We start from the raw sequence: 22,731 nt of genomic DNA, 5'->3' as shown, positions 1-22,731 counted from the left end.
TTCTCGGCGAAGAGGGAGTGTGGGGCGGGGCTTCCGAGCTTGCCACGGATACCCCATTGGGTTACCATGTTCCCATGCAGACCGTCGCCGAGACTCCAACATTCTCTCGTCAGGCCGACAAGCTGTTCACCGAGGACGAGAGACGCAACCTGATCGACTACTTGGCCGAGCATCCCTTGGCGGGCGACGAGATTCCCGGCACGGGCGGGGTCCGAAAAATGCGATTCGGAGCCTCCGGGCGCGGTAAGCGGGGCGGCGTCCGCGTGATCTATTTCTTCGGGGGCGAAGGAGTGCCGATCTACGCGCTTCTCGCCTACTCGAAGTCCGACAAGACCGATTTGAGCCCCAGCGAGCGCCGAGCGGTGGCCGCGCTCGTGGCCGCCATCAAGCTCCAAGGAAAGCAGAGCAAATGAGCACGTTCGGAGAAGACCTGATCCAGTCGTTGAACGAGGCTTTGGACCATGAGAAGGGCGAGGGTCCCGCCATCGTTCACACCCCGATCTCGCCCCGCGAGGTTCGGATGGAGGCGAAGCTGACGCAGACGCAAATGGCGGCCCTGATGGGAATGAGCCTTTCCGGCTACCGAAAGTGGGAGCAGGGGAGACGCCGCGTGAGCGGTCCGGCAGCGGCGCTTCTGCGCATTATCAAGCACGATCCGAACGCGGTGAGGCATGCACTGGTGCCGTCGCCGTGAGTGGCAGAGCCGGTCGTACCCCGTCCTTGGGAAAGCGTGAGGCCTGCGGGTGAGCCCATTGCTTCTTGGTGGCTGGATGAGGGATCGGGTGCGGATTCGTAGGTCGATGTGGATTGCAAAGCCATGAACGAGCACCCCGCTGATCTCGATTCGGCGTCCAAATCAGGCGCTACTACTCCCGCCATTGACGCCCGATTTTCCCGCTCTGGCAACTCGTTCCAGCAAGATCCAGTACAATGGCAGGAAACGCAGATCGTGCAGCCCTGTAAGTAGTTAGAAGATTTCCTGCCGGGATTCAGACCTTTGGCGACCCGCTGGGCCAGCGCCTGTCCGCGTCGTCCGAGATAGAAGTTGTGGGCGCCCACGACGCCGAACACCACGAGGAGAATGTACGCCACGAGCGGCGTCTGCTTCTTCGCTTCGTATTCGACCATCCGACGATCCATCTTCCGGCCTCCGTTTTCTGCGGGGATACACCAATGTCGCCGGGCCGGCCGGGTCCGGCGATATCTCCGGCGACATCTCCGGGCGACATCGACCGCGCCGCTCGGGCGGCAACGCCTTGCGGGTCGTGCGGCCCTCGGGCGACAATGCGCCTCGCGCCGTCACGGGCTGCCAGGCTCGGCCGCAACCGGTCCCGCGCGGACCACACTTGCGAAACACGCGAAGAGGCTCCGATATGCGCCACCCGACATCGTCCGCCAGCGTCGCCATCCTCGGCGCGGGGAATATCGGGCGCGCCATCGCCGAGGGGCTCGTGGCCGCGGGCTCGCACGCTCCGGCGGAGGTCCACGTCACGCGCCGCCACACGGAGAGGGTGGCGGATCTCGCGGGACGGGGGTTCCCGGTGTCGTCCGACAATCCGGGCGCGGTGGCCGCCTGCGACACGGTGATCGTCGCGGTCCAGCCACAGGCCCTCGACGCGGTGCTGATGGAGATCGCCCCGCACGTGGAGGCCGGGCGCCACCTCCTGGTGTCCGTCGTCTCGGGGGCGTCGATCGCGGCGATCCGCCGGCACGTGGGCCCCGACGTGGCGATCGTTCGCGCCATGCCCAACACGGCGGTCGCCCTGCGCGAGTCGATGACGTGTCTCGCGGCGGAGCCCGACCACGCCGGGGCGCTCGACCGGGTGGCGGCGTTGTTCCGGGCCGTCGGTGCCACGCTCGTCGTGGAGGAGGAGCACATGGTCCCCGCCACGGCCCTCTGCGCCTGCGGCGTGGCGTTCTTCCTGCGGGCGGTGCGCGCCGCCTGCCAGGGCGGCATCGAGATCGGCTTCCACCCCGACGAGGCGCTCCGGATGGCGGCCCAGACCGCGCTCGGCGCCGCGGCCCTCGTCCGTGACCAGGGCCGCCACCCCGAGCGCGAGATCGACAGCGTGACGACGCCGCGCGGCTGCACGATCGCCGGTCTCAACGAGATGGAGCACCGCGGCTTCTCCTCCGCCTTCATCAAGGGGATCACGACCTCCGCCGTGAAGGCGGAGTCGCTCTATGCCGATGACTGATGACTGACCGGGTCCCGCCGTGACCGCGCAGACGCTCTACATCGTCGCCGTCCTGTGCCTCGTCATCGCCGGGACGGAATGGCTCGTGCGCCGGAGCTTCCTGCGGCACGGCGGCACCGCGCTGATGGTCATCATCTTCACCGCGATCATCGCGAACTTCGGTCTGCTTCCGACCTCCTCGACCGATACGAACCCGGTACCGGCCTACGACGCGATTTTCCGTACCGTTGCCCCGCTCGCGATCGTGTGGCTCCTCCTCAAGGTCAACCTGCGCGACATCCTCCGCGCCGGACTGCCGATCATCACGCTCTTCCTCATCGGATCGCTGGGGACCGTGGCCGGCGTGATCGCGGGCATGGCCCTCGTGGACGGGCCGGAGCGGATCGGTCCCCTGTTCGGGCCGCTGGGGGGGATGTTCACGGGCACCTACACGGGCGGCAGCGTGAACTTCAACGCGGTCGCGCTCAGATACGACGTCATGCGCGAGGGCGTGTTGTTCGGCGGCGCGTCGGCCGTGGACTCGATCATGACGACCGTGTGGATGGCCGCGACGATCGCGATTCCCCGCTGGCTGCGGCCGCACTGGCCGAAGTCCCGCTGGGGCGGCGGGCCGGCCGACACGGCGCCGGGTTCCGCCGACCGGGCCCCGGACCTCGGAGTCGACGAGGACACCGAGCGCGTGCATCCGGTCGACCTCGCCCTCGTCCTCGCGATCGGTTTCGGGACGCTGTGGGCTTCCCAGCGGCTGGAGGCGTGGACCGCGGCCATGGGGTTCCCGATCCCCGACATCCTGATCCTCACGGTGATCGCTCTCATCCTCGCCCAGTTCCGGGCCATCACGGATCTCGCCGGCAGCCGGACGCTGGGCCTGTTCTCCGTCTACCTCTTCCTATGCGTGATCGGCGCCCACTGCGACGTGCGGGCGCTCGCCGACATCGGCCCGCTCGGCCTGGCGCTCCTCGTCTTCACCTTCACGATCATCGTCGTGCACGGGTTCATCACCTTCGGCGCGGCCCGACTTCTCCGGCTGGACGTGGACATCGCGGCCGTGGCGTCGCAGGCCAACGTGGGCGGCGGCACCTCCGCGCTCGCACTGGCGCGCAGCCTCGGGCGCGGCGACCTCGTGCTCCCGGCCGTTCTGATCGGGTCTCTCGGCAACGCCGTGGGCACCTTCCTCGGACTTTGGGTCGCTCGCGTGCTCCCGTCGTTGCTCGGATGATCGCATGACGCGGATCCTCGAACGGAGGGCCTTCCCCATGCGGTTCCGAACGCTGACCGCCATCGCCGCCGCCGTCGTCTCGGCCCTCACCTCGACCGCCTCCGGGACGGCCGCCCAGAGCTACGACCTTGTCCTCGCGGGCGGGCGCGTGATGGATCCCGAATCCGGTCTCGACGCCGTGCGTCACGTCGGCATCCGCGACGGGACGATCACCGCGATTTCCGAGTCTCCGCTGGACGGCGAGACGGTGGTCGATGTTTCCGGTCTCGTCGTCGCGCCCGGGTTCATCGACCTCCACGCCCACGGCCAGGACCTCTTCTCGAGCCAGTTGCAGGCGCAGGACGGAGTCACCACCGCGCTCGAACTGGAGAGCGGCACCGGCGACGTGGACGAATGGTACGCGAGCCGCGAAGGGAAGGCCGCCATCCACTACGGCGCCACGGCCTCGCATGGGGCGGCCCGCCGACTCGCCCTCGGCGGGCAGCGGCAAGCGGTCCGGCTCGCGGCCGACCTCGAGCAGGTCGTGGTGATGGAGGACCGGCTGCGCGACGAACTGGGACGCGGAGCGCTCGGCCTCGGCTTCGGCATCCAGTACACGCCCGGGGCCCGGCGCGAGGAGATCCACCGGCTGTTCCAACTCGCGGCGGAAGAAGGCGTGGCGAACTTCGTCCACGTCCGCTACGCCGGACTCGTCGAACCCGGGAGCTCGATCGAGGCCGTGCACGAGATGATCGCGAACGCGGCGTCGACCGGGGCCGGGGTCCACATCGTGCACATCGGATCGAGCGGCCTCGGGCAGGTGCCCACGCTCCTGAGCATGATCGAGGGGGCGCAGGCGAGCGGGCTGGACGTGACGACAGAGGTCTATCCCTACACCGCGGCCTCCACCGACATCCGGGCCGCGATCTTCGACCCGGGCTGGCGGGAGCGGCTTGGGGGCGACTTCGGCGACATCGAGTGGGATGCGACCGGCGAACGGCTGACGGAGGACACATTCAACGAGCGGCGGGAGACCGGTGGCCGGATCATCGCGCACATCATCCCTCAGGAGATGTTCGAACTGGCGCTGGCCCACCCCGCCGTGATGGTGGCGAGCGACGGCGTCCCCTTCGTCAACGGCCAGGGACACCCGCGCGGGGCCGGCACCTTCGCCCGCGTGCTCGGCCGCTACGTGCGCGAGGAGGGCCTCCTCACCCTCATGGACGCGCTACGGAAGATGACGCTGATGCCGGCGCAGCGGCTCGACGCCTATGTGCCGCAGATGGCGAATAAGGGCCGGATCCGGGTCGGGGCGGACGCCGACATCACCGTCTTCGACCCCGCTACGGTCATCGACAACGCGACCTTCCAGTCGCCCACGGAGCCGTCATCCGGGATCGAGCACGTGCTCGTCGCAGGCACCTTCGTGGTCCGCGACGCGGAACTCATCGAGACCGCCCTCCCCGGCCAGGCCATTCGCCGCGACTGAGCCCGGCAGTCGGTGGCACCCGCTCACGCGGTGGCGCCGGCCTCGACGCCGGCCTCGGCGCCGACGCGTGCCAGCCGGCCCGAGATCTCCCGCAGCCGCAACCACTGCTGGTAGTAGAAGGGGAGGGCCATCAGCGATTCCACGAACTGGAAGACGTACATGACGATGGCGAACACGGCCCCGTACTCGACGGTGCGCTCCGCCGAGATGCCGACCGCGAATACCAGCAGACCCATCATCAGCACCCAGTTGATGCCGAAGGTGCCGGCCTCGAGGTCGGAGAGTCGGATGTTCCACCGCGTCATGGCGCGCAGGTGCTCGCCGAGGCGGACGGGATCGCCGCTGTCGACGGCGTCGACCTGTCGTTCGTGCTCATCGTTGAGCCCCTCGTTGTAGCGCGTCGTCAACCTTCCCGTGAGCGCGTACAGGATGCCCGTGGCGATGGCGACGACGACGCATCCCAGGAACACCGAAGCGTTCAGCGTCGAGAGGATCACGATGGTGCCGGCGAGCCCGATGGTGCTCGTGATGAGCTGGGGGAGGGAGTGCTCGAAGAACTCCACGATCTCCCGGAGCATCCCGAGCCGCGCCGTCCGGGTCGAGGTGCTGCGCTCGTCGGCGGAGGCGACCATCTCCTCGCCCAGCCGGACGTAGATGCCGGCGTAGGCGCGGCTGTCGACGACCCGGCGGCCGATCGCGATGAAGATCGTCCCGATCCCGAGTCCGGCGAGTTCGTACAGGCCCCGCGTCGAGCCCGCGAGGACGCCATCGATGGCGCGGCCGATGATGAGCGGAAAGAGCAGCCAGCCCGCGGACTCCAGCACCACCATCGACAGCGTGAGGGTGAGGCGTCCGGCGAAACGCTTCAGGAGCATGTGCATGAACCCTCTCTTCTGTCGGCGGCGTCGGGCCGCGGTGTATTCTCTGCGCCCCAATCGCGCCCAATATGAACCCGGGTCGGCGCGGTGCCGACATCCCAGCGCGGAGGTTTGCTCCCATGCGGTCGATCGAAGCGAGAACACCCACCCCGTCCTTCCCGCGGCGCGCGGGGCTTCTGCTTCTGACGCTGGTACTCGCGGCGCCAGCGGCGGAGGCGCGCGCGACAGCCCCGGTCCAGGAGCCGGCCGGCGACGCGGAGGGCGAGACCGCGCTCTACCAGTCGATGCGCTGGCGCAACGTGGGGCCGTTCCGCGGCGGGCGGGCCGTGGCCGCGGCGGGGGTCGCCGGCGACCGTCTCACGTACTACATGGGGACGGCCGGCGGCGGCGTGTGGAAGACGTCCGATGCCGGCATCAGCTGGCGTCCGGTGACGGACGGGTTCGTGGGCACCTCGTCCGTGGGCGCGGTGGCCGTCTCGGAGTCCGATCCCAACGTCGTGTACGTCGGGATGGGCGAGCACTCGATCCGCGGCGTCACGACCTCGCACGGCGACGGCGTCTACCGCTCGACGGACGCGGGCCGCACCTGGACGCACCTGGGTCTCGCCCCCACCCGTGTCATCTCCCGCATCCGGGTGCATCCCGAGGATCCGGATCTCGTCTACGTCGCCGCCCAGGGGTCGCCCTTCGCGCCGTCACCGGAGCGGGGGATCTATCGCTCGGCGGATGGCGGAGAGAACTGGGAACTCGTCCTCCACGTGGACGAGAACACGGGAGCCTCGGACCTCGCGATGGACCGCACGAACCCGCGCATCCTCTACGCCTCCATGTGGGACCACGACCGCGAGCCGTGGTACATCCGGAGCGGCGGGGCCGGCTCGGGCTTCTGGAAGTCGACGGACGGCGGGGACACGTGGGAGGAGATCAACGCGGGCCTGCCCGATCTCATGGGGAAGACGGCGATCGACGTGTCTCCGGCCGACCCCGACCGGGTGTGGGCGCTGATCGAGGCGGACGAGGACGTGGACGGCGTCTACCGTTCGGACGACGCCGGAAAGAGCTGGTCGCTGGTGAGTTCGGAGCGGCAGCTTCGGGGGCGGGCCTGGTACTACATCGAGCTGTACGCCGACCCGCTGGACCGCGAGACCGTCTACGTGATGAACTCGCCCTTCCTCAAGTCGATCGATGGCGGGCGGAGCTGGGAGACGATCCAGACGCCGCACGTCGATCACCACGACCTGTGGATCAACCCGTTCGACAGCGAGGTCATGCTCTCCGCCAACGACGGGGGAGGGACGGTCACCTTCAACGGCGGCGAGACCTGGTCCACGCAGGAGAACCAGCCCACGGCGCAGATCTACCGGCTCGCGGTGGACAACCGGTTCCCGTACCGCATGTACGGGGGACAGCAGGACAACACGAGCGTGGGCATGCTGGGCTGGGCGACGCACGCCGGCGGCTTGGGCTGGAAGGACTGGATCGACGCGGGGGGCGGGGAATCGGCCTGGGTCGCCTTCGATCCCGACAACCCGCGCTACCTGTACGCGACCTCGATCCAGGGGATCATCACGGAGCTGGACACGGAACTCGGCTCCGCGCGCAGCGTGCAGGCGTACCCGCAGTTCCAGCTCGGGATGGATGCCGAGGATATGCGCTACCGCTGGAACTGGAACGGGCCGGTCGTCGTGTCGCCGCACGATCCGAGGGTCATCTACCACGGCGCGCAGCACCTGCTGCGGTCGAGCGATCGCGGGGTGACATGGGAGGAGATCTCCCCCGACCTCACCCGGAACGAGCCGGAGAAGCATGTCGCGGCGGGTGGGCCGTTCACGAACGAGGCGGCGGGCGGCGAGGTCTACAACACGATCATGACGATGGCCGAGTCCGCGCTGGAGGCCGGGACGATCTGGGTGGGAGCAGACGATGGCCTCGTCCACGTCACGCGCGACAACGGGGAGACGTGGATGGATGTCACGCCGGACGGGATGCCCGAGGGGATGGTGAATTCCCTCGACCCGTCGCCGCACGAGCCGGGCGGCGCCTACATCACGCTCGCCCGCTACAAGTTCGACGACTTCGCGCCCTACATCTACAAGACCGTGGATTACGGCGAGAGCTGGGAGCGCATCGACGCCGGGATCGGAGCCGACCGGCCCGACGCGTGGGCCCGCGTCGTGCGCGAAGACCCCGAGCGCCGCGGGCTGCTCTACGCCGGAACGGAACTCGGGATGTACGTGAGCTTCGATGACGGCGCCTCGTGGCGGAGCCTGGACCTGAACATGCCCCTCACGCAGATCACGGACCTGCAGGTGCAGGCGGGGGATCTCGCCGTGGCGACGCAGGGACGCGGCTTCTGGGTGCTCGACGACCTCTCTCCGCTGCGGCAGCAGGCGGACGCCGAGGCGGCGGGCGGGCACCACCTGTACGCGCCCTCCACGGCGTACCGCGTGAGCTCGGGGCTCGGGGGCCCCGTGGGCCCGACGACATCGGGGCAGAACAAAACGCCGGGCGTCGCGATCGACTACGTCGTGGGCGCTCCGCCGCGGGATCCGGGAGCCGGGGAAGCGCCGGACTCGCCGGACATGCCGGACACCTCGCTCGTGCTGGAGATCCTCGACGCGGAGGGCGCCGTGATCCGCACGTTCAGCACGGATACGGCGATGACGGCCGCGGGTGTCCGGCGCTCGCCCGCGCCCGCCGCGCCGGGCCACAATCGGGTGTACTGGGATCTGCGCGTGGAGAGCGGGCCGAGGGTCGCGGAGTCGTACGCGTTCTTCGGTGACGCGCAGGGATATCGCGTCATGCCGGGCACCTACAGCGCCCGCCTGACGGTGGGAGAAGCGCCGCCGCAGACCCGGCCGTTCGAGGTGCGCGGGGATCCGCGGATACCGGCTGCCGAGACGGACTTCGCGGCGAACGGGCGCTTCCTGGAGTCGGTGTTCGGGGCGATCGTGGACCTCCACGTCGGGCTGAATGACATCCGGGACGTGCGGGCGCAGGTGAACGAGGTCGTCGGGCAGGCGGCGGAGGCCGGCCTCTCCGGGGCGGAGGCGCTCGGAGCGGCGGGCGCCGCGCTCGCGGATTCGATCACGGTGCTGGAAGACCGGCTGTTCCAGAAGCGGCGGGCGGCGCAGCAGGACATGGTCGCCTACGAGGGGCTGCTCAACATGCAGTTGACGGCGCTCATGGGTGAGGTCGATGGCTCCGATCTTCCTCCCCGCGCCGGCGTGCTGGAGCGCTGGAGCGATCTGGAGGCCGAGTGGATGGTGGAGGAGGCCGGGCTCGCGCGGGTACTCGGCGAGCTGCTCGACGCGTTCAACCAGCTCGCGCGGGATTCCGGCGTACCGGCGGTCATCGCACGGAGCCGGCCGCGCGCCGTCTCGTAGCCCATGACGGGCCGCTTGGCGATCGACGGCGGCACCCCGGTCCGCACCGCGCCGTGGCCCGCGTGGCCACGCTCCGGGGCGGCGGAGCGGCGTGCCCTGACCGAGGTGCTCGAGTCCGGCCGGTGGGGACTGGGCGGCGGGGCCGTCCCGGAGCTCGAGGCCCGCTTCGCCGCGCTGCACGGCGCCCGGTACGCCGTGGCCTGCTGCAACGGCACGATGGCGCTTCAGGCTGCCCTCGTCGCCGCCGGGGTGCAGCCCGGCGACGAGGTCATCACGAGCCCGTACAGCTTCGCGGCGACGGCCCACGCGATCCGGTCGCTGGGCGCGGCTCCCGCCTTCGCCGACGTGGCGGCCGGCACGCACAACCTGGATCCGGAGCGGATCGAGGATGCGATCACGGAGCGCACGACGGCCATCCTGCCCGTTCATATCGGCGGACGCCCGGCGGACATGGATCGCGTGAGCGAGATCGCCGCCCGCCGGGGCCTGCGGGTCGTCGAGGATGCCGCGCAGGCGTGGCTCGCGAGCTGGCGGGGCCGCGCGGTCGGCACCCTGGGCGACGCCGGCGCGTTCAGCTTCCAGTCGAGCAAGAACCTCACGGCCGGCGAGGGCGGGATGGTGCTCACGGACGACGAAGCGCTCCATCGGCGGGCGTGGTTGTGGCACGACTGCGGCCGCGAGCCCGGCGGTTTGCCGCACGCGCACGCCGATGTCGGTCTCAACCTCCGCATGACCGAGTTCCAGGCGGCGCTACTCCTCGCCGGACTGGAACGCCTCCCCGCCGAGCAGGCCATCCGCCGGCAGGCCATGGACGCGCTCGCGAAGGGTCTCGACGACATCGACGATCTGCGAACGCCGGACCCGGACGAGCGCATCACCGCGCATGGCTGCCACATCTTCATGGTCCGGCTCGACGAGTCCCGGATGGCGGCGGACCGGCGCGACAAGCACCGCGTGATCGAGGCGCTCCGCGCGGAGGGGATCCCCGCGCATCCGGGCTACACCGCACCGCTCGAAAGAGGGCTTCCGGTATGCGATCGGCTCTGCCGCACGACGATCTGGATCAAGCACCACGTCCTGCTTGCGGGGGCCGACCAGATGCAGGATGTCGTGGACGCGTTCGCGAAGGTCCTGACACGACGGTGAAGGTCCTGACACGACACCGAGGAAGGCGATGAAAAGCTACCAGTTCCGCGAATACGGCGGGCCGCTCGAACCGGCGGAGCGGCCGACCCCCGAACCCACGGGCACCGAGGTGCTCGTCCGCGTCCACGCCTGCGGTCTCTGCCACAGCGATCTGCACCTGTGGCAGGGCTACTTCGAGATGGGCGGCGGCCGACAGCTGGACGTCCGGGCCGTGCGTGAACTGCCCTTTACGCTGGGCCACGAGATCGTCGGCGAGGTCGCCGCGGCCGGGCCCGATGCCGATGGCGTCTCCATCGGCGAGCGCCGCGTGGTCTTCCCGTGGATCGGGTGCACCGCGTGTGAGTTCTGCGACGCCGACCGGGAGCATCTCTGCCACCGCCCGCGCGCCCTCGGCACGCACCTCGACGGCGGCTTCGCGGACCACGTCGTCGTCCCGCACCCGCGCTATCTCTTCGACTTCGGAGACGTCGCGCCCGAACTGGCCGGCACGTACGCCTGCTCCGGCCTCACCGCCTACAGCGCCCTCCGCAAGGCGGAACGCCGGCTCGAGGATCAGCTCGTCATCATCGGGGCCGGCGGCGTCGGCTTCGCCGGCATCCAGCTCGCGAAGGCGCTCTTCGACGCCGAACTCATCGTGGTCGAGGTCGACGACGCGAAGCTCGAAGCGGCGCGGCGGGCCGGGGCCGCGCACGTCGTGGACGCCCGCGAGGACGACGCGCCCAAGCAGTTGAAGAAGCTCACGAACGGTGGCTGCGCCGCGGTGGTCGACTTCGCCGGCTCTTCGGCGTCCACGGCGCTCGGCTTCCGGACGGTCGCCAAGAGCGGAAGCCTCGTGGTGGTAGGTCTGCTCGGAGGCTCGCTCTCCGTCCCCCTCCCCCTGCTCGTGCTCAAGGATCTCACCCTCGAGGGGTCCGATCTCGGGAGCCTCGCCGAGATGGGGGAGCTGATGAAACTCGTCCGCGCCGGGCGCATCGACCCGATCCCCTACGCGACGCGGCCCATGGACGAAGCGGAAGCGAGCCTGCGCGACCTGGAGGAGGGCCGGATCGTGGGGAGGGTCGTCCTTACGGTGTGACGGTTTTCCCGGGGATCAGCAGTCGACGAGTTCGATCCTGTCGGGCTGGTTCGGCACGGCGCACAGGAACTCGAAGGGTTCGTCGCCGACCGCGTCGTAGGAGTGCGGCGTCCCCGCCGGGATGTAGACGACATCCCCGGACTTCACGTCGTGCACTTCATCTCCGATCGTCACCCGGGCCCGTCCCCGGAGGACGTACTGCTCGTGTTCGACGATGTTCGTGTGCCGCGGCATCCCGCCGCCCGGCTGCATGACGAAGCGCCGCAGCGCGAAGTTCGGTCCCTGGTCCGGGCCGATGAGAACCTGCGTTTCCGTGCCCGATCCGGCGGTGACCGGCGTCAGCCCGAACTCCGAGACATGTCGAACGCTCACTCGATCCTCCTCCTGGATTCGTCGTCGCGTGCGCTCGAAAACTTGCCCGTTAGCCGGCCCGGTCGCCAGATTCGACGGCCTCGCGGGCGTAGCTCAGTTGGCAGAGCGTCAGCCTTCCAAGCTGAAGGTCGCCGGTTCGACCCCGGTCGCCCGCTTTCAACATTACGAAATCTGCGATACGACCCTTTCCGTCTTCCGTGTTTCCCGATCGGGAAATTCTGCTTCACACTAGTTCTGAATACCTGCAAATATTCCCGATCGGGAAAAATACGGTTGACAAGCGGCTGGGAAACACCCGATATTCCCGATCGGGAATATCATGAGAAAACGAACCGTCACGCCTTCCGATATCGGCGAAATCGTCCGTACCGCGCGCAAGCACGCGGAACTGCGCCAGCATGAGCTTGCGGGTGTCGCGGGAGTGGGTCTGCGCTTCATCGTAGATCTTGAAGCGGGAAAACCGACCGCGCAGATCGGAAAGGTCCTTCAGGTGCTGGCGGCGCTCGGCTGTTCCGTCGAGATCGTTCCCCCACCCAGAGGCGACGCGACCGCACCCGCCAGCGTTCGCGACACGTGAGCCGCGTCCTCGACATCTGGTGGGATGGGCGGCTCGTCGGCCGTTTGACGCAGCCGCGGCCTGCCACCCTCCAGTTCGCGTACGCGGAGGACTGGCTGCGGGACGGCCGGGCCCCGGCACTGTCCGCATCGCTGCCCAGGCGTGCGGAACCATACCCCCGCCGCGAATGCCGCCCGTTCTTCGCCGGCCTCCTGCCGGAAGAGATCCAGCGGGACCGCGTGGCACGATCGCTGGGCGTCTCCCCCCTGAACGACTTCGCCCTTCTGGATCGTCTCGGAGGCGACGTGGCGGGCGCGCTCCAACTCCTGCCGCCCGGAGAAGCGCCGACAGATCTCGAATCCGATTATTCGCCTCAACCGCTCGACGACGCGGCACTGATCGAGGTGCTCGACAGGCTGCCGTGGCGCCCCCTGCTCGCCGGCGAGGCCGGCCTCCGCCTGTCGCTCGCTGGCGCCCAGTCGAAACTGCCCGTCGTCACGGTCGACGGTCAGATCGCTCTTCCGGCGCCGGGGCAGCCCACGACTCACATCCTGAAACCGGCGATCCCCGACTTCCCCCACACGACGGAGAACGAGGCCTTCGTGATGCGGCTCGCGCGGGCGGTGGGCCTGGATGTCGCATCCGCGGAGCCCCGAAGAGTGGGGGACCGAACGCTGCTGTTGGTCGCACGGTATGATCGATCGACGGGACCGGACGGTCGAGTCCGCCGCGGTCACCAGGAGGATTTCTGTCAGGCGCTCGGGATACCGCCCGAAGCAAAATACGCGGCGGAGGGTGGTCCGGATCTTAAGGGTGGCTTCGAGCTCCTGCGGCGGGTGGCCCTCCGCCCCGCCGTCGACGTTCTCAAGCTCCTCGACGCCACGATCTTCAACCTGATCGTCGGCAACGCCGACGCGCACGGGAAGAACTTCTCACTCCTGTATGACGCCGCCGGACCTCGTCTCGCGCCGCTCTACGACCTCGTGATGACGGCCGCCTACCCGGAGCTGTCGCCCGCTCTCGCCATGCCCATCGGGGGGTGTGCAGGGCTTGCCGAGATGGATGCTCGCCACTGGGCGGCCTTTGCCGAAGAAACGACGGTCGGACTCCCGCTCATCCGGAGGCGGGTTGCCGAACTCGGGGAGTCGGTGATCCGGAAGGCACACAACGTGGCGCAGGAGCTAGTGACTCCGGGGCTGGATGCAGAAGCGCTCTCGCGATTCCGCGACACCGTCGTGGGCCGGGCCGAGCAATGCATGGCATCGACCTCCGCCGGAGCCGGCCGGGTCAGCCGAACTCCCACGGGTTCGTGACGACGACCTCAAGTCCGTCGAAATCCGCCACGTTCCTCGTCGCAATCGAAAAGTCACAGGCCTTGGCCGTTCCGGCGATCAGCGCATCTCCCAGGTCGAGCATACGTCCTCGCTCGCGAGCGTCCGCGCGAAAGCGTGCGGCCCACACGGCGGCTTTCTCGTCCACGGGCAGAACACGGTCCTCGTAGCGGCGGATGAACCCCGACAGCACGCCGCGCAGCGCGTCTCGCCGCCTTCCGTGAGGCAGGAGGCGCAGGCCGAACTCCAGTTCATGCAACACCAGCGCAGACAGCCATAGGTCGTTTCGTGCGGACAGGAACGCGACCACGGGTGGGGCGGGGGTCCCTTTCGTCAGCTCCGAGATCACGTTGGTGTCCAGCAGGATGCCGCTCATTCGGTGTCGTCCCGGACGTCATCCGAAGCGAAGGGGATCGGTCGCGTGGACCCCCGCTCCCGGGGAATCTCGAGATCCAGCCCGCGAGGCATGTGGTCGATCAGCCACCGGCCGAGAGGCTGCCGGATCGGAGCCTTCTCCCGCCAAAGGCGTTCGGACACGACGACGAAGGACCTCCGAACGCCGATACGCTGTGGTCCCTGTTCGTCCGCGAGACGCAGGATCTCGGACAGGCGCGCCTTCGCCTCGGCGATCCTCCATGTGCGTGCGAACTCCGAAGTGTCCACCGACCTGCTCCTTCCATCCGATGACCGACTCAGTCCCTGACGGGGAAACTGGACCAATATAGACCATATTCCCGTTCAGAATCAACGTTGCCGCGGATCAACGCGCCCGTCGTCGTCTTGCGGGTCGCTGCCGTGGGTTTGAGCTTCGGGCGCGTGCGTTCGGCATCTCCGTTCCCCAACGCTGGATGTGACCGATGGCTGCAGAACCCCGCGACTTCAACAACGCGATCCAGTACGAGCCCGACGAGACACCCCCTTACCGGATCGCCATCGGCCTCGCGCTTCAGTACGTCGTGCTCACCATCGCGGCCATCGTCATCACGGTGGCGATCGTGGTGCGGGCGGCCGGCGGCTCCGAGGACTACCTGTCTTGGGGGAGCTTCGCGGTCCTGATCGTGAGCGGCGTGACCACGGCCGTGCAGGCCGCGCGCATCGGGCGCATCGGGGCGGGGTACGTCCTCCTCATGGGGACATCGGGCGCGTTCATCGCGGCCTCCGTGACGGCGCTCGTCCAAGGCGGTCCCGCCCTCCTCGCGTCGCTGGTCATCGCCTCCTCCCTCTTCCAGTTCGTACTCTCGCGCCACCTCGCGTTCCTGAGGCGGATCGTCACGCCGGTCGTGGCGGGGACCGTGATCATGCTGATCGCCGTCACGATCATGCCGCTTCTGTTCGATCTTCTGCGCCAGGTCCCCGAGGGCGCCTCGTCGCTGGCGGCGCCGGTGACGGCGGGTGCGACCGTGATCGCGACGCTGCTCATCGTGCTCCGGGCCAGCGGTGTGATGCGGCTGTGGGGTCCGGTGATCGGCATCCTCGTCGGGTGCGTGGCGGCGGTCTCGTTCGGCATCTACGACTTCGAGCGCGTGGCGGCCGCGCGGTGGGTCGGTCTCCCAACGGACGGCTGGCCCGGCTTCGGCTTCAGCCTCGGGCCCGCCTTCTGGGCGCTGCTGCCCACGTTCGTGTTCGTGACGCTGATCGGCGCGATCGAGACGGTGGGCGATGCCGTGGCCATTCAGCGCGTGTCCTGGCGGCGCAGCCGAGCCACCGACTTCGGAGCGGTGCAGGGCGCGGTCGCCGCCGATGGGCTCGGCAACCTGCTCTCGGGACTGCTGAGCACCGTCCCCAACACGACCTATTCATCGAGCATCTCGCTGGCCGAGATCACCGGCGTGGCCGCGCGCCGCGTGGGCGTGTGCATCGGCCTGACCTTCTGCGCGCTGGCGTTCCTGCCCAAGATCGCGGCGATCGTGCTCGCCATCCCGGACCCGGTCATCGCCGCCTACGGGTTCGTGCTGATCGCGATCCTGTTCGTCATCGGGGCGCGGGTCGTCATCCAGGACGGCATCGACTATCGCAAGGCGGCGATCGTCGGCGTGTCGTTCTGGGCCGGCGTCGCGTTCCAGGAGGGCGCGCTCTTCAACGAGTACCTGAGTCCCGGGCTGGCGCCGCTGCTCGAGAACGGGATGACCGCGGGTGGCCTGGTTGCGATCCTCCTTACGGCGCTGCTCGAGTTCACGGGCTCACGGCCCCTCCGCGTCGAGACGACGCTGAACGTGGAAGCGCTCCCCACCATCCGGAACTTCCTCGACAAGTTCTCGATCCGGCGCAGGTGGCCCATGGAGATGAGCGACCGGCTGCTGCAGGCGGCGGAGGAGACGCTGCTGCTCCTTCTGGAGGAGGCGAAGGAGGAGGAAGGCGAAGAAGATCGGCGTCTGCGCGTCGTGGCCCGCAAGTGGGAGACCGGGGCGGAACTGGAGTTCATCTCGGCAGGTGGCGCCGGGAACATCGAGGATCAGATCGCCGTGCTGGCCAGCCACGGCACGGCGGAAGTGCAGGAGCACGAAATCTCGCTTCGCATTCTGCAGCACCTGGCCACGTCCGTGAGGCACCAGAAATACCACGACGCGGACATCGTCACGGTACACATCGAGGGCCCCACCCGCGGCGGAGGCTAGTTGCGACGCGACACCAGGTCAGGGGACGAGACCGCCCGCGGAGGCGAGTAGTCGGTCGCGGTCGAGCACCTCCCCGCCGAGAATCACGGCGTGTACGCGGCGGGCGTTGGCGATGTCCTCGAGCGGACTGGCGTCGAACAGCACGATGTCGGCCAGCATGCCGTGCGCCAGCGTACCCCTGTCGGTCAGCCGCAACGCCTCCGCGCCCATCCGCGTCGCGGAGATCAGCGTCTCCGCCGGCGTCATGCCGGCCTCCACGTGGGTCTCCATCTCGCGCTGGAAGGCGAGCCCCGGCGGCGCGTTCGCGACCAGGCCGTGCGACCCCATGGTGACGGGGCCGCCGGCCTTCGCGTAGCGCACGGTTAATGCGGCCATGTTCCGCATCGCCGCCCAGTGCACCTCGCGGCCCTCCTCGCTGAACTCCGGCTCGAAGACGGCCAGCGTGCCATCGAGGTTGACGTTCCGTTCGAGCATGAGGTCGATGAGCGCGTCGGCGCGCGGCCCGGCGGGGTCCAGCGCCGCCCACAGCGCGAATCCTCCCTCGCCCCGGTGGATGCTCTCGCGCAGCACCGCCTGCCGGAACTCCTCCGCCCGCTTGGGCGAAACGAGCGAGCGGCCAAGGGACCTCGTGTGCTCGATCCCGTCCAGCCCCAGCCGGATCGCGGCCACGGGGTCGACGATCTCGAGATGGCCGTGGACCGGCACGTTGCGGCGGTCGGCCTCTTCGATGACGGCCGCCACCTGCGCGAGCGAGAGCCGGAAGTACACCTTCAGCGACGTCGCGCCTCGATCCATCAGTTCGTTCGCCGCCATCCGGGCGTCCGTCTCGTCCAGCAGGACGCGCGAGATGGTGGGATAGGCCGTATTGAACCCGTCGAGGATCGGCCCGGAAAAGAGGAGCCGCGGCGCCGGGAGCTCCCGCGCCTCCACGGTGCCGAGCCAGTCCTCGTTGTCCGCGATCCACTGCCCCATCTCCCGCAGCGTGGTGACGCCGTTGGCCAGGAAGAGGAGCGGCAGTTCCGGGTTCGCGTCGGTACCCGTCCCGTCGATCGAGGCATGCGGGCCCGGGGAGTAATGGAAGTGGAGGTCGATGAACCCCGGCGTGAGGAACTTGCCGTTCGCATCGATGCGCTGGGCCCCGGCCGGGATCTCGACCTGTCCCGCGGGCCCGATGCGCTCGACCCGGTCCCCCCGGACGAGCACGGTCGCGTTCTCGTGAACGGCGCCCGTGCCGTCGAACACCGTACCTCCCTCGATCGCCAGCCACCGTTCCTGCGCGGCGAGGGGAGCGAAGACGGCCATGATCCAACCGAGGACGAACAGGACTCTGGCAGCGCGCACGATGTGGCCTCCCGCGTCAGCGACGGCATCTCGGGGGGCTCGGGTCTTTCCGGCCCTCCCGACCGCATCTACGCTGAGGAAGATTACGACTCGGCACAAGGAGAACATCATGCCCGAAGGCGCGTCTCTTCGCGGTGCATGGCTTCGTCGCGGAATCCTGTCGGCGCTCGCGGCGCCCCTGTTCGGCCTCGGTCAGACCGCGGGGCAGGACCGCGACACCCTCTCCGATGAGGTCCGGTCCCATCTCAGCGTCTCCGCGCCGGTCGTGGCGCTCGAGAACGTCCTCCTGTTCGACGGCACCGGCGGACCCGCGCGCTCGGGGCAGACCATCGTCATCCGCGGGAACCGGATCGAGAGCGTCGGCGCGGCGGGCGAGGTCGAGATCCCATCGGGAGCGGAGCGGCTGGATCTGGAAGGCCACTCGGTCATGCCGGGGATGGTCGGCCTCCACAACCACATGTTCTACTATCAGTCCACGCCGCGCGCGTCGCAGATGCAGTACTCCGGTCCCCGGCTCTATCTCGGGGCCGGCGTCACCACGGTGCGGACGACGGGAAGCGTCGCCCCGTATCAGGATCTCTCACTCAAGGGCGCCATCGAGCGCGGCGAGACGCCGGGCCCCCGACTCCTCATCACCGCCCCGTACGTCATCAGCCCCGGTCCCGATGAGCGGCTCCGGGATCTCGGCATGTACGCGATCCGCGACGAGGAAGCGGCGCGCCGGTACGTGCGCTACTGGGCCGCGGAGGGGGCGGAGTGGATCAAGGCCTACACGCAGATCACGCGCGAGGCGCTCGCCACGATCATCGACGAGGCGCACCGGCAGGGGATGAAGGTCACGGCGCACCTCTGTTCGGTGGGGTTCCGCGAGGCCACGGCGATGGGGATCGACAACCTCGAGCACGGCCTGTGGGCCAACTCCGAGTACGACACCACGCGTGAACCGGACCGGTGCAGTCCCAACTATCAGCGAAGCATCGCCGAACTGGACATGGACGACCCGCGCGTGGACGAGACGATCTCCGAGATGGTCGATGCGGGGGTCGCCATGACCTCCACGTTGGCCGTCGCCGAGCAGGCCACGCCCCTCGTCCCCGACCTCACGGAGCGCGACCTGGAAGCGCTTCCGGATCACGTCGTGGAGGCGGAGATGGAGCGGCGGTCGATCTTCCGGACGACCGAGATGCCGTGGATGATCGACCTGTTCGAGAACCTGCTCGCGTTCGAACTCGCGTTCGTGGAGGCGGGGGGCGTGCTCGCGGCGGGAGTAGATCCGGCCTGGGGCGCGCTACCCGGCTACGGCGACCAGCGGAACTTCGAGATTCTCGTCGAAGCGGGCTTCGACCCGGCGGTCGCCGTCCGAATCGTGAGCGCGAACGGAGCGCGCATTCTCGGCCTCGACGGCGAAGTGGGGACCGTCGCCCCCGGCAAGCTCGCCGACCTCATCGTGATCGAGGGCGACATCGAACTCCGCCCGTCGGACATCCGCAACGTCCGCATCGTGTTCAAGGACGGCCTCGGCTACGACCCGGACAGCCTGACCGCCGCCGTCGCCGGCCAGGTCGGCGTCCGCTGACCCCCGCCGCTAGCGGATCTCTACGTCGTCGAGTTCGAAGGTGAACGAGCCGAGCGGGGCCTGGGCCACGAAAGCGAGGGCGGCGATGATCGAGGGGTCGGCGGTGGCGAAGCCCTCGAGCGGGATCTCGACCACGGCCCACTCCGGGCCGGCGACGAAGGGGACCGTGGGGGGCACGGTGGCCGCGGCCCCCTCGCCGAACAGCATCGCGGTGTAGCTCCGTCCGTCTCCGCGGGTGCGGAAGCGCAGGACGCTGCGGCCGGAAAAGTCGACCGCCTGCATCGGTTGGTCGCCGGTGAACCAGATCGCGCCCGCCCAGGGGAAGGCGAACCCTGCCCGGGTCTCTCCCCGCACGACGAGCGCCCCGTCCTCCACGGCCAGGTCCGCCGTGGAGGCGCCCCCGTTCATCGCGTCCGTCGTCACCTGCCAGCCGAAGCCGAAGCCGGAGTCGAGCCCGTCCTCGAAGTCGACGACGACCGGCCCCTCCGGAGCCGGTGGGATCTCGGGCGACGAGGCGGTCGCGGCGGTTTCACGGAGGACGGGATAGCCGTCCTTCCAGATCGTGACGATGTCGGCGGTGCGCGCGAGGTCCTCCTCCACGTCGCCCCGCACCAGCAGGAGGTCGGCGATGGTGCCCTCGGCGATGCGGCCGCGCTCGGGGACGGCAAATGCGTCCGCGGCGACGGACGTGGCCGCGGCGAGCGCCTCATGGCTCTCCAGGCCGGCCCGCGCGAGGAGCCGAAGCTCCCCGTGCATCGAGAGGCCGGTCGCCGTCCCGGGATTCGGCGCGTCCGTGCCCGCGACGATCCGCACGCCCGCCGCATGGAGCCGCCGCACGTTCTCCAGCGCGACCTCCGAGTCCGGCCCTTCGGGCATCTCGAACCGGTTGCTCAGCGTCTGCCGCTGCATCGGCGAGACCAGCGCTTCGTCCGTCTCGTCGAGGATGCGCAGACCGGTGGAGTCGCCGAACAGTCCCATGATGACGGAAAGGGTGGGGACGACGAAGACGCCCGCCTCCGCGAAGCTGCGAGCGCCCTCCTCAGAGATCGCGGCGTCGAACCAGGTGTGGACCAGGCCGTCGGCCCCCAGCGAGAGCGCCTCGAGCGCCGCCTCAAGGTCGCTGACGTGGACGACGGCCAGCAGCCCCTCGGCGTGGGCGGCCCCGATGAGCGCCGCAATCGTCTCGCGCTCCAGAGAAGGGATCTCGCCGCGGTACGCGGCTCCATCCTCGGAGACGATCTTGATCCAGTCGGACCCCTCCGCCTTCCGCGCCCGCACCCAGGCGTCGGCGCCTTCCGGGCCCGTGAGCGGCTCCACCCCCAGCCCGAACTGCGTGCCGTGACCGCCGGGCGCCGTCGCCAGCATGCCGGCGGAGAAGAGATCGGCTTCGGCCGTCCGCGCGATTTCGTCTCGGGTCGTCCGCGCGGCGGCCACGAGGCCGGGGTCCGTGAACTGATCGAGCACGGAAGTCACGCCGAAGCGAAGCGCATCGCCAAGCGTCCCGCCGAACGTGTGGACATGGCCATCGATGAGGCCCGGGAGCAGCGTATGTCCCCGGCCATCGACGCGGGGCAGGTCCTCCGGCAGCCGGAGCTTCGCGCCCACCCGCCGCACCCGTCCGTCCTCCACCCACACATCCTGGTTCCGCCTGAAGGCCTCGCCGTCGAACAACGTCACGTCGACGATCGCGAAGCTCTCCTCCGGCGGCTCCTGTTCCGGGGCGGCCGCGTCACCCGGGACCGGGAGCGTCGCCAGCGCGCCGGTGAATCCCACTACCGCGGCGAGGAGAATCCACAGGCTCCGCAGGACGGTGCGGTGCTCCGTGTTCATGACATCCCTCCCCCACGGATCGAGACGGCGCCGCTCTCCGCCCGCCGGAACCCGACCGCGGCGACGATGAGAAAGGCGATCGATTGCACGGCAAGCACGGCGACGTGCAGGGCCGTCGCCTGTCCACCGTCCATCGCGATGACCTTAAGTGCGAGCTGCGCGTGGTGATAGGCGGGCAACACGTTGGCGAAGTCCTGCAGGGCCGCCGGAAACAGCGTGATCGGGATCCAGAGCCCCGACAGCATGGCCATGGGCAGGAAGACGAGATTCGTGATGGCCACCGCGGCGCGACTCTTCGACCACGCTCCAACGGCCAACCCGAGCGCGCAGAAAGGGATCACCCCGGCGAGTACGACCCCGGCCAGAGCGAACCACTGCCAGCGGTACAGCATCACGCCGGCCCCGTGGGCGCCGATAAAGAAGATCCCCAGGACGACGGCCGCCCCGAAGGTCAACGCCATCCCCACCTTGGCGAGCAGATAGGCTGCCGCGGGCATCGGCGTGGTACGCTTGAGCAGCAGAGCGCCGGAGTCGCGTTCCGTCGCCAGTCCGGCCCCGAAGCCGAACAGCGAGGGTCCCAGGACGCCGAAGACGCTGTAGGTCGCCAGCATGTACGTGGGTGCCGCGACCGAAAAGCCTCTCCCGCCCATGACCACGCCGAAAAACAGGTAGAAGATCAGCGGGAAGAGCAGCGTGGGGATCGCGAAGGCGGGCTCTCGCAGCACCATCAGGAACTGGTACCGGGCCTCCAGCACGTAGATGCGCCCGCGTCGCGCGAGTGTTGCCGTCGTCATGAGACAGGCTCCGAGGCGTCGGGTGCTCGCGTCAGGGCGAGGAAGGCCTCTTCAAGTCCGGCGCCGACGACGGTCAGGTCGTGCAGGTCCGGGTCCAGATCGAGGAGGGCGCGTACGAGATCCTCCGGTCGTGAGGTCAGGACCTCCAGGTACCGGCCCCGGGTCTCGGACCTCACGACGCCCGGAAGGGAGGCCACGCGGTCGCGGTGAACCCCGGTGACGCAACGGACCCGGCGGGCGGCCGTATGCGACTTGATGGTCGCCGGCGAGCCCTCCGCGATGACCCGCCCGCGATGTAGGACGACGATGCGATCCGCGAGCGCGTCCGCCTCCTCGAGGTAGTGGGTCGTCAGAACCGTGGTCCGCCCCGACTCGCTGAGTGCGCGAATCTCATCCCACAACCCGCGCCGCGCTTCCACGTCCAGGCCCGCCGTGGGTTCATCGAGGAACACAAGCTGCGGGTCGCCACACAGAGCGAGTGCGAACATCACCCGCTGCTTCTGTCCCCCGGAGAGCTTGCCGAACCTGCGTCGCTCCAGTCCCTCCAGCCCCGCCATGGCGAGCAGCCGGGAAGCCGGCGCCGGCGCCGGATAGTAGGCTCGGAAAAGGTCGATGTGTTCGCCCACCGTCAGCGTATTCGGGACGCCGGAGATCTGGAGCATCGCGCCTCGGCGCGCGCGAACCCCGGGAGCCCCCGGCCGCTGTCCGAAGACGGTCGCTTCTCCGGTCTGCACGGGCACGCTCCCGAGCAGCAGGCTGATCGCGGTGGTCTTGCCTGCCCCGTTGGGCCCCAGCACCGCCAGTACCTCGCCGCGCCGGACCTCCAGATCCACCTCCTCCAGCGCGACGACAGGTCCGTATCGATGCGTCACGCCCGACAGTCGGGCGACGGCTTCTTCAGGCATCCTCGTTAGAGATGGGCAGAGGGGTTAGGGACGGCGCAACG

At 69.2% G+C, this 22,731-nt stretch carries 20 protein-coding genes and 1 tRNA gene; 13 read left to right on the top strand and 8 right to left on the bottom strand.

The annotated features are described in order from the left end of the window. Positions 1-74: 74 nt before the first annotated feature. The 5 genes from OXN85_07445 to OXN85_07425 all read left to right on the top strand — a co-directional run bounded on the left by OXN85_07445 (position 75) and on the right by OXN85_07425 (position 4,885). Positions 75-413, top strand: coding sequence for a type II toxin-antitoxin system RelE/ParE family toxin (locus OXN85_07445; protein MCY3599789.1), 339 nt, complete (start codon positions 75-77; stop codon positions 411-413). After that, positions 410-694 carry a helix-turn-helix domain-containing protein gene (locus tag OXN85_07440; protein ID MCY3599788.1) on the top strand — a complete coding sequence of 95 codons (285 nt, stop codon included), beginning with the start codon at positions 410-412 and terminating at the stop codon, positions 692-694. The genes OXN85_07445 and OXN85_07440 overlap by 4 nt, the downstream gene beginning before the upstream one ends. Before the next feature lie 679 nt (positions 695-1,373). Then, positions 1,374-2,198: a pyrroline-5-carboxylate reductase gene (gene proC / locus OXN85_07435; GenBank protein ID MCY3599787.1), complete on the top strand. Its 825-nt coding sequence runs from the start codon at positions 1,374-1,376 to the stop codon at positions 2,196-2,198. A gap of 19 nt (positions 2,199-2,217) precedes the next feature. Then, the gene (locus OXN85_07430; protein MCY3599786.1) at positions 2,218-3,417 is read left to right on the top strand and encodes a DUF819 family protein; all 1,200 of its coding nucleotides are present in this window, start codon (positions 2,218-2,220) and stop codon (positions 3,415-3,417) included. A gap of 4 nt (positions 3,418-3,421) precedes the next feature. After that, entirely contained in the window at positions 3,422-4,885 is a 1,464-nt protein-coding gene (locus OXN85_07425; protein ID MCY3599785.1) for an amidohydrolase family protein, read from the top strand. Between the two features lie 23 nt (positions 4,886-4,908). Here OXN85_07425 and OXN85_07420 read toward each other — a convergent pair whose 3' ends face one another. Next, positions 4,909-5,766, bottom strand: coding sequence for an ABC transporter six-transmembrane domain-containing protein (locus OXN85_07420; GenBank protein MCY3599784.1), 858 nt, complete (start codon positions 5,764-5,766; stop codon positions 4,909-4,911). Positions 5,767-5,882: 116 nt separating this feature from the next. Here OXN85_07420 and OXN85_07415 point away from each other — a divergent pair, with 116 nt between their 5' ends. From OXN85_07415 to OXN85_07405, 3 genes are read left to right on the top strand one after another with little or no spacing between them, the layout of a single operon-like run. After that, entirely contained in the window at positions 5,883-9,149 is a 3,267-nt protein-coding gene (locus tag OXN85_07415; protein ID MCY3599783.1) for a glycosyl hydrolase, read from the top strand. A 3-nt stretch (positions 9,150-9,152) separates the two neighbouring features. Then, positions 9,153-10,295 carry a DegT/DnrJ/EryC1/StrS family aminotransferase gene (locus OXN85_07410; protein MCY3599782.1) on the top strand — a complete coding sequence of 381 codons (1,143 nt, stop codon included), beginning with the start codon at positions 9,153-9,155 and terminating at the stop codon, positions 10,293-10,295. Between the two features lie 28 nt (positions 10,296-10,323). After that, positions 10,324-11,370, top strand: coding sequence for an alcohol dehydrogenase (locus tag OXN85_07405; protein MCY3599781.1), 1,047 nt, complete (start codon positions 10,324-10,326; stop codon positions 11,368-11,370). Between the two features lie 15 nt (positions 11,371-11,385). Here OXN85_07405 and OXN85_07400 read toward each other — a convergent pair whose 3' ends face one another. Next, positions 11,386-11,742 (bottom strand): cupin domain-containing protein, encoded by a 357-nt coding sequence (locus tag OXN85_07400; GenBank protein ID MCY3599780.1) that lies wholly within the window; start codon positions 11,740-11,742, stop codon positions 11,386-11,388. A gap of 82 nt (positions 11,743-11,824) precedes the next feature. On the opposite strand from OXN85_07400, the gene OXN85_07395 reads away from it, so the two are divergent. The 3 genes from OXN85_07395 (at position 11,825) to OXN85_07385 (ending at position 13,611) form a co-directional block, all read left to right on the top strand. Continuing rightward, positions 11,825-11,897 (top strand) — tRNA-Gly (locus tag OXN85_07395). A 164-nt stretch (positions 11,898-12,061) separates the two neighbouring features. Further along, positions 12,062-12,319, top strand: coding sequence for a helix-turn-helix transcriptional regulator (locus OXN85_07390; protein ID MCY3599779.1), 258 nt, complete (start codon positions 12,062-12,064; stop codon positions 12,317-12,319). After that, complete coding sequence (locus tag OXN85_07385) at positions 12,316-13,611, top strand: type II toxin-antitoxin system HipA family toxin (GenBank protein ID MCY3599778.1); 1,296 nt, start codon at positions 12,316-12,318, stop codon at positions 13,609-13,611. Before OXN85_07390 ends, OXN85_07385 begins: the two co-directional genes overlap by 4 nt. On the opposite strand, the gene OXN85_07380 is transcribed toward OXN85_07385, so the two are convergent. Then, positions 13,586-14,005: a type II toxin-antitoxin system VapC family toxin gene (locus OXN85_07380; protein MCY3599777.1), complete on the bottom strand. Its 420-nt coding sequence runs from the start codon at positions 14,003-14,005 to the stop codon at positions 13,586-13,588. The two genes, OXN85_07385 and OXN85_07380, sit on opposite strands and share 26 nt — an antisense overlap. After that, on the bottom strand, positions 14,002-14,292 hold the full coding sequence (locus tag OXN85_07375) for a hypothetical protein (GenBank protein ID MCY3599776.1): 291 nt from the start codon (positions 14,290-14,292) through the stop codon (positions 14,002-14,004). Before OXN85_07375 ends, OXN85_07380 begins: the two co-directional genes overlap by 4 nt. Positions 14,293-14,486: 194 nt before the next feature. Between OXN85_07375 and OXN85_07370 the strand changes: the two genes are divergently transcribed. After that, positions 14,487-16,244, top strand: a complete 1,758-nt coding sequence (locus tag OXN85_07370; protein ID MCY3599775.1) for a hypothetical protein — start codon at positions 14,487-14,489, stop codon at positions 16,242-16,244. A gap of 18 nt (positions 16,245-16,262) precedes the next feature. On the opposite strand, the gene OXN85_07365 is transcribed toward OXN85_07370, so the two are convergent. After that, positions 16,263-17,585, bottom strand: a complete 1,323-nt coding sequence (locus OXN85_07365) for an amidohydrolase family protein (protein MCY3599774.1) — start codon at positions 17,583-17,585, stop codon at positions 16,263-16,265. 109 nt (positions 17,586-17,694) lie between these two features. Here OXN85_07365 and OXN85_07360 point away from each other — a divergent pair, with 109 nt between their 5' ends. Next, positions 17,695-19,161 (top strand): amidohydrolase family protein, encoded by a 1,467-nt coding sequence (locus tag OXN85_07360; GenBank protein MCY3599773.1) that lies wholly within the window; start codon positions 17,695-17,697, stop codon positions 19,159-19,161. A gap of 9 nt (positions 19,162-19,170) precedes the next feature. On the opposite strand, the gene OXN85_07355 is transcribed toward OXN85_07360, so the two are convergent. Genes OXN85_07355 through OXN85_07345 form a run of 3 tightly spaced genes read right to left on the bottom strand, consistent with a single transcriptional unit; the run spans position 19,171 to position 22,657 of the window. Then, entirely contained in the window at positions 19,171-20,991 is a 1,821-nt protein-coding gene (locus OXN85_07355; GenBank protein ID MCY3599772.1) for a CIA30 family protein, read from the bottom strand. Then, on the bottom strand, positions 20,988-21,785 hold the full coding sequence (locus OXN85_07350) for an ABC transporter permease (protein ID MCY3599771.1): 798 nt from the start codon (positions 21,783-21,785) through the stop codon (positions 20,988-20,990). The genes OXN85_07355 and OXN85_07350 overlap by 4 nt, the downstream gene beginning before the upstream one ends. Beyond that, on the bottom strand, positions 21,782-22,657 hold the full coding sequence (locus OXN85_07345; protein MCY3599770.1) for an ABC transporter ATP-binding protein: 876 nt from the start codon (positions 22,655-22,657) through the stop codon (positions 21,782-21,784). Before OXN85_07345 ends, OXN85_07350 begins: the two co-directional genes overlap by 4 nt. Positions 22,658-22,731 lie beyond the last annotated feature (74 nt).

The organism is Candidatus Palauibacter australiensis, from assembly GCA_026705295.1.
Classification (GTDB): Bacteria; Gemmatimonadota; Gemmatimonadetes; order Palauibacterales; family Palauibacteraceae; genus Palauibacter; species Palauibacter australiensis.
The sequence above is the reverse complement of the archived record's forward strand: the minus strand, read 5'-3'. Positions and strand labels throughout refer to the sequence as shown.

What these genes read in the sequence shown, in the direction of transcription:
- OXN85_07445 (MCY3599789.1), top strand. Translation starts at nt 75, where the DNA reads ATGCAGACCGTCGCCGAGACTCCAACATTCTCTCGTCAGGCCGACAAG.
- OXN85_07440 (MCY3599788.1), top strand. Translation starts at nt 410, where the DNA reads ATGAGCACGTTCGGAGAAGACCTGATCCAGTCGTTGAACGAGGCTTTG.
- proC (MCY3599787.1), top strand. Translation starts at nt 1,374, where the DNA reads ATGCGCCACCCGACATCGTCCGCCAGCGTCGCCATCCTCGGCGCGGGG.
- OXN85_07425 (MCY3599785.1), top strand. Translation starts at nt 3,422, where the DNA reads ATGACGCGGATCCTCGAACGGAGGGCCTTCCCCATGCGGTTCCGAACG.
- OXN85_07420 (MCY3599784.1), bottom strand. Translation starts at nt 5,766, where the DNA reads ATGCACATGCTCCTGAAGCGTTTCGCCGGACGCCTCACCCTCACGCTG.
- OXN85_07415 (MCY3599783.1), top strand. Translation starts at nt 5,883, where the DNA reads ATGCGGTCGATCGAAGCGAGAACACCCACCCCGTCCTTCCCGCGGCGC.
- OXN85_07410 (MCY3599782.1), top strand. Translation starts at nt 9,153, where the DNA reads ATGACGGGCCGCTTGGCGATCGACGGCGGCACCCCGGTCCGCACCGCG.
- OXN85_07405 (MCY3599781.1), top strand. Translation starts at nt 10,324, where the DNA reads ATGAAAAGCTACCAGTTCCGCGAATACGGCGGGCCGCTCGAACCGGCG.
- OXN85_07390 (MCY3599779.1), top strand. Translation starts at nt 12,062, where the DNA reads ATGAGAAAACGAACCGTCACGCCTTCCGATATCGGCGAAATCGTCCGT.
- OXN85_07380 (MCY3599777.1), bottom strand. Translation starts at nt 14,005, where the DNA reads ATGAGCGGCATCCTGCTGGACACCAACGTGATCTCGGAGCTGACGAAA.
- OXN85_07370 (MCY3599775.1), top strand. Translation starts at nt 14,487, where the DNA reads ATGGCTGCAGAACCCCGCGACTTCAACAACGCGATCCAGTACGAGCCC.
- OXN85_07360 (MCY3599773.1), top strand. Translation starts at nt 17,695, where the DNA reads ATGCCCGAAGGCGCGTCTCTTCGCGGTGCATGGCTTCGTCGCGGAATC.
- OXN85_07355 (MCY3599772.1), bottom strand. Translation starts at nt 20,991, where the DNA reads ATGAACACGGAGCACCGCACCGTCCTGCGGAGCCTGTGGATTCTCCTC.
- OXN85_07350 (MCY3599771.1), bottom strand. Translation starts at nt 21,785, where the DNA reads ATGACGACGGCAACACTCGCGCGACGCGGGCGCATCTACGTGCTGGAG.